Source organism: Synechococcus sp. R6-10, from assembly GCF_047461815.1.
Classification (GTDB): domain Bacteria; phylum Cyanobacteriota; class Cyanobacteriia; order Thermostichales; family Thermostichaceae; genus Thermostichus.
The window spans coordinates 1-5,821 of record NZ_JANSHW010000201.1; the positions used below are offsets into that span (position 1 = coordinate 1).

Genomic DNA, 5,821 nt, shown 5'->3' on the forward strand with positions numbered 1-5,821 from the left:
AAAACTCGATGGCGGTGCGGCAGCGCATTGGCTATCCGCCGGAAAACCCACCCCTCTACCCCGACATGACGGTGGAGGCGTACCTGCACTTTGTGGCCCAGATCAAGCGGGTCAGCGCTGGCGATCGGCCCAGGCGGGTGGACGAGGCGATCCGGCGGTGCAGCCTGGAAGAAAAGCGCCACACCCTCATCCGCAAGCTCTCCAAGGGGTTTAAGCAGCGGGTGGGCATCGCCCAAGCTCTGGTTCACGACCCGCCGGTGATCATCCTGGATGAGCCCACCATTGGGCTGGATCCCAAGCAGATTATCGAGGTGCGCAAGCTCATCAAGAGCCTGGCGGGGGAGCACACCATCATCCTCTCCACCCACATCCTGCCCGAGGTGAGCATGACCTGCGACCGAGTGGTGATCATCAACCGCGGCCAGGTGGCGGCCATTGGCACGCCTGCCGAGCTGACAGCCCAGCTCCAGGATCGGCAGCAGGCAAAGCTGGTGGTGGGGGCAACCGAGGCAATGGCCATCCGGACGGCCCTGCAGCCTTTGCCCCAAGTGGAGGTGGTGAGCCTACAGCCCTTGGCGGCGGATCTCTCCCGCTGGCAGGTGCAGCTCAAGAGCAACGCTGCCGCGGACGGCTGGATCCCGGAGGTGGCCAGGGTGCTGGTGCAGGCAGGGATCGACCTCTACGAGATAGGCCGTCCTCAAGCTTCTTTGGAAGAGATTTTCCTGCAGCTCACCACCCAAGAGGGATCCGAGGGCCTACTGGAGGAAGCGGCATGAACGGAGCAATTGCCATTTTTCGTAAGGAATTGCGCGGCTACTTCACCTCGCCCATCGCCTATGTGGTGGCCGCGGTGTTTTGGGGACTGGCGGGGTTTTTCTTCTTTAATATTCTGGTGCGGGTGATCAATTTCTCCCAGCAGGTGGATCTGTTTGCCCAGTTCGGCCAGGAGAACAATTTCGACGCGGCCACCATCCTGTCACAGCAGTTTCTCAACCTCTTGGGCACCCTTTCTCTCTTCTTATTGCCCATCTTCACCATGAGCTCCTATGCCGAGGAGCGGCGGCGAGGCACGATGGAGCTGCTGGCTACTTCTCCCATCACCAACTTGGAGGTGGCCCTGGGCAAATGGTTGGCGGTCTGGGTGTTTTTCATCACGCTGCTGCTGCCGCCGTTGGTTTACCACGTGCTGGTGCTGAGCAGCGCCAACCCGGCAGTGGACTACCGCCTGACCTTGATGGGCTATGTGGGCCTAACCCTGCTGGCGGGTAGCGTTATGGCCTTGGGGTTGTTTATCTCGTCTCTAACAGACAGCACGCTCATCGCGGCGGTGGCCACCTTTGGCCTGATCCTGCTGCTCTGGGTGATCGACGCGGCAGCCGGCCAGGAGGAGAACTGGATTGCCGCGACGCTGCGGCATGTGTCTTTGCTGCAGCAATACAGCAACTGGGTGCAAGGGATCCTCAGCAGCAGCAGCCTCATTCTTTTCTTGAGCATCATCGTCCTGGGGCTGTTTGCCACGGTGCAATCGGTGGAAAGCCTGCGCTGGCAACAGAGCTGAGGTCAGATGGGAGGAGTGTGGTGTTTGCGGCAGCGGTGCGGAGCATTATGAAGGACTGGCGCGCGTTAAAGGACTGGACAGGGATCCTGGGCATTGGCGTCATCGCCATCGGCCTGGTGGTGGGATCCGCCTTTACCGGTTGGACGGCTGTGCCCCTGAGCATGCTGGCAACAGGTTTGGCCCTGCTGGTGGCTTGGGGCATCACCCACCGGCAGGAGGTGGGGGTCTTCCTCGGTTTGCGTTCCACCCAGACCAACGCCAACATCCTGGTGGCGGCGGCGGCGATGGCCGTCATTCTGGTGCTGGTGAATGTGGTGGCGGTGCGCTACGACCTGCGGCTGGATCTCACCGAGGAGGGCCTGTTTACCCTGTCGCCCCAAACCCGGCAATTGGTGCAGGGATTGGTGCAACCGGTCAAAGTTTGGGTGGTCACCACTGCGCCGGATCCCAATCTGCGGGAACAACTGGAGCGCTATCGCCGCCTTAACCCCAACCGCTTTCAGTTTGAGTTTGTGGATCCCAATCGGGATCCCCTGACCATTCAGCGGCTGCAGGTGACCCAGAACAACACCCTGGTGGTGGAGGCCGGAGAAAGCCGGCAACAACTGCCTCAGCCCCCTGCCCCTGATCTGGAGAGCAAACTGACCCCCGTCCTGTCCAAAGTGGTCAACCGAGGGGAGTTGCTGGCCTATTTCGTGCAAGGGCACGGGGAAGTGGGGCTGGAAGCGAGGGAAGGTACTCCAACTCTGGCCCAGGCGGCGGCAGCCCTGGGTCAGGAAGGCTATCGGGTAGAGCCCCTCAACTTGGTGCAATCGGGGATCCCAGAAGAGGCGGATGTCCTGGTGCTGGCGGGGCCACAGCGGGCTTTGTTCCCCGGCGAGGTGGAGAAACTGCAGGATTACCTGGCCGAGGGAGGACGGCTGCTGTTGTTGATTGGGCCACGGGTGGATGCCGGCCTGGATCCCTTGCTGGAAGAGTGGGGCGTGGTCTTGGGGGATGACATCCTCATTGAGGTGAGCAGCGTCAGCCAACTGTTGGGGACAGGGCCGGCGGTTGCCCTGGTTACTACCTACGGGGATCACCCCATCACCGCCCCCTTGGCGGCCCAGCGGCTAATGACCCTGTTCCCCCTGGCCCGCTCTGTGGAAACCGAAGCCCGCGAAGGGATCCAAGCCACGCCCTTGCTGCGCACCGGCCCGCAAAGTTGGGGGGAGACCAGTCCTGAGCTGGAACGTGGCCCCTTGCAATTCGATCCGGATCAGGACAAGCCTGGCCCCCTCACCTTGGGTGTTGCTTTAACCCGCCGTTTGGACGCCGACCAGGCCGACACAGGATCCCCGCAGGAGGCCCGCCTGGTGGTGATCGGCAATGTCAACTTCGCCCTCAACGGCAACTTGCGGCAGCAGGGCAACCGGGATCTCTTCTTGAACACCCTCAACTGGCTGACTGAGCAAACGGAGCAGATCTCCATCCGCCCCAAATCCATCACGGATCGCCGTCTCACCCTGACCGGTCAAAACTTCCGCTGGCTGGTGCTGGGATCAACGGTCCTTTTGCCCTTGGCGGCCCTGGGTTCCGGAGCTGCCCTGTGGTGGCAAAGACGGTAGGAGGAGAGTCCAGTATGTTCAAGCGAACCACCTGGGTTCTTTTGGGTTTGGCGGTGGCCTGTTTGCTGGGCTACTTCCTCTTGGACAACATCCAGCAACTGCGTCAGGAGCAACAGGCGGAGCGAGCGCGGCTGTTCCACTTTGCCACCGACACCATCGCCCGCATTGAAATCCGCCAACAGAAAGAGGGGGAACCCGTTCGCGGCAGCGGTGCGGAGTACTTGGAAATCCTTTTGGAGCGCAATCCAGAAGAAGAGGGATCCCGCTGGCGGATTGTCAGTCCCATTCAGTCAGCGGCGCTGGACTTCCCCATTGAGCAGTTGCTCAACACCTTCTCCCGCCTCACCCCCCAAATCACTCTGGAGGGGGTCACTGACCTGGCCGCTTTTGGCCTGGATCAGCCGCGACACCAAATCGCCCTTTTCCCCAAAGAAGGGGATCCCTACCGCCTAGCCATCGGCAACGACAACTTCGATGGCTCCGGCTTCTACGCCCAGCCCGAAGGGGGACAGGTGGTGCTTCTAAGCAGTGCCCAGAAGGGATCCCTGTTGCCCTCCCTACTGGCTTTGCGGGACAAAACCTTGCTTCGGTTTGACACTGCCGAGGTGAAGGCCCTGCAAGTGCAGTTGGCAGAGGCGGAGCCGGAAGTTGTTCGCCTGCAGCGGCAAGACGTTCGCGCCAGCGGTGCGGAGCACTTTACTTGGCAGATTGTCCAGCCCCGCGAGCTGCCTGCCGATGAGATCAACGTCAACCGCTTGCTCAATACTCTGGCCCGCCTGCAGGCCGTGGAGTTCCCCGCCGAGACCCAGACGGATCTAGCCCCCTATGGCTTGGAGCAGCCTTCCGCCCGGCTGACGGTAGAGCTGGAGGGCGGCAAAACCCTGAAGGTCGCTTTGGGATCGGAGAAAGATGGCCAGGTGTACGTCATCACCTCTGAGCACCCGGCAGTAGCCACCTTGCTCACCTCCACCGCCGATATTCTCCGCTCCGACTTGGAAGAGCTGCGGGATCACCGCATTGCCCGCCTCAACGCCAACCAAGTGGGCCAAGTCACCTTAGAATCCCAAGGGGAAAAGGTCACCCTCACCCCTCGGCCTTCAGAGAAGGGATCCTTGGAGCTGCGCTGGGAAAACCCGGAGCGACCGGGCCAGCCTGTGGATCTCGGCTCTCTGTTCTCCAGCCTAAATGCTGCCCGCGCCAAGGAGTTTGTGGAACAGGCCGACGCGGAAGCCCAAAGGGTGTTGTCTGAGCCCGACCTACGGCTGACCTTTGAGCCCAAGCCTGACGCCGAGCAGGATCCCTTAACCCTGACCTTGGCCGCCTCTGGCTTGCAGGCCTACGTGCAAAGCAGCCGCCAGCCGGACATTGCCGTGATCGAGCTGAGCACCTTCAACAGCCTGGAAACCGAAGTGAATCGCCTCTTGGAAGGCCAGCCGGAGAGCAAGGACTCCGCCCCACTCACGCAACCGCCTTCCACCCCCTCGCCCCCGAGTTCCTAGAGCCTTAGCCAGCAGAGGTAGCTGTCTTCTCCTCCGCAGTTTGGGCTTCTTTTTTCAGGGCTTCCCCTTGTATCGTCAACACCGAGCAGGGGGCGCGGTGCAGCACGTAGTTGCTGACGCTGCCCAGAAACAGCTCGCTCAGGCCGGAGTGGCCGCGGCGGCCCACCACCACCAAGTCCGCATCCCAAGAGCGGGCCAGATCGCAGATGACCCGACCGGGGTTGCCGTAGTTGAGGCTGTACTCAGCACGGATCCCGTGCTCAGCCGCTTTCTCCACCAGCGAGCGCAGGTAGTCGATCTGGTTTTGCTCGAAGATGGCACATTGCTCCCGATAGGACTGCCACAGCTCGGCGCTGATGGCGGAGCTATAGTCCACCCCCAGGATCATCGGCGGCTCTGGGGCGCCCGGCTCTTCCTGAGACAGAACATGGAGAATCATCATCTGGGCCTGCATGGCCTTGGCCACTTGGACGGCCTTTTGAAATACTCCCTGGCTCAGCTCCGACCGATCCACTGCCACCAAAATCCTGCTGAACATATTGGCTTCCTCCAGATGGCTAACAGCGGGGCACAAGGCAGGAGCAGCGTGACTTCGGGGTTGACCTCTGACCCCTTTTCCCTCGACTCCAAGCTCCCCTCTGCTCTGCCCCACCTATCTGTGTTGTAGAAGATTTGGGCGAGAAAACCCCAGATATCTTGAACGAACTAGGCAGATTGGCAACGAAAGTTCAGAGATCTTGACACCGGTCAGAAGGCATCGCCTTGGGCTGCCCACTCCAACACCGCCTGCAGCGCCTCGGCCTGCTCTTGCCAGACTTGATCGAGGGGAGTGCCCCGCAGGATTTCCAGCGTTAGGGTTGGGATCCGCCGTTCCTGCCCTGCCCAAGTGCCCAGAGAACCAGGGGTAGGGTAGCCAATGTCGGCGGTAATGGGCAAGCCGTTGCAAGCGGCCATCACCTGGGCCAGCTCAAGGGCAGGGCCGTTGTAGTTCACACAGGGGTGTGCCTGACAGGAGTGGGCAGAAAGGATAAATTGGGGCCGCATCTGGGCCAAGCCCCCCAACAACGCCTGCGTCTCGGGCTCGGAGCCTGGGGCTGCTCCGGGCGGATAGCGAGCTTCCAAAGAGGCCGGGATCCAATCTTGGGTGGGCAGATTGC

6 protein-coding genes are annotated in these 5,821 nt (G+C 61.5%); 4 read left to right on the forward strand and 2 right to left on the reverse strand.

The genetic code is table 11. From position 1 onward, the window contains the following. The 4 genes from NW837_RS06320 to NW837_RS06335 all read left to right on the forward strand — a co-directional run. The coding region (locus NW837_RS06320) for an ABC transporter ATP-binding protein (protein ID WP_414329920.1) at positions 1-776 on the forward strand (776 nt) is incomplete at its 5' end. Then, a complete protein-coding gene (locus NW837_RS06325; protein WP_414329922.1) occupies positions 773-1,558 on the forward strand; it encodes an ABC transporter permease in 786 nt (261 codons plus the stop codon). The genes NW837_RS06320 and NW837_RS06325, both read left to right, overlap by 4 nt. A 47-nt stretch (positions 1,559-1,605) precedes the next feature. After that, complete coding sequence (locus tag NW837_RS06330) at positions 1,606-3,165, forward strand: GldG family protein (protein WP_414329925.1); 1,560 nt, start codon at positions 1,606-1,608, stop codon at positions 3,163-3,165. A 14-nt stretch (positions 3,166-3,179) separates the two neighbouring features. Beyond that, on the forward strand, positions 3,180-4,664 hold the full coding sequence (locus tag NW837_RS06335; protein ID WP_414329928.1) for a DUF4340 domain-containing protein: 1,485 nt from the start codon (positions 3,180-3,182) through the stop codon (positions 4,662-4,664). 4 nt (positions 4,665-4,668) lie between these two features. Here the strand turns inward: NW837_RS06335 and NW837_RS06340 are convergent, their stop codons facing one another. Both NW837_RS06340 and NW837_RS06345 read right to left on the reverse strand, forming a co-directional pair. After that, positions 4,669-5,316 (reverse strand): universal stress protein, encoded by a 648-nt coding sequence (locus tag NW837_RS06340; RefSeq protein ID WP_414329931.1) that lies wholly within the window; start codon positions 5,314-5,316, stop codon positions 4,669-4,671. Between the two features lie 95 nt (positions 5,317-5,411). Then, positions 5,412-5,821 (reverse strand): zinc carboxypeptidase (locus NW837_RS06345; RefSeq protein ID WP_414329934.1); only part of this gene is annotated, 410 nt, incomplete at its 5' end.

What these genes read in the sequence shown, in the direction of transcription:
- NW837_RS06325 (WP_414329922.1), top strand. Translation starts at nt 773, where the DNA reads ATGAACGGAGCAATTGCCATTTTTCGTAAGGAATTGCGCGGCTACTTC.
- NW837_RS06330 (WP_414329925.1), top strand. Translation starts at nt 1,606, where the DNA reads ATGAAGGACTGGCGCGCGTTAAAGGACTGGACAGGGATCCTGGGCATT.
- NW837_RS06335 (WP_414329928.1), top strand. Translation starts at nt 3,180, where the DNA reads ATGTTCAAGCGAACCACCTGGGTTCTTTTGGGTTTGGCGGTGGCCTGT.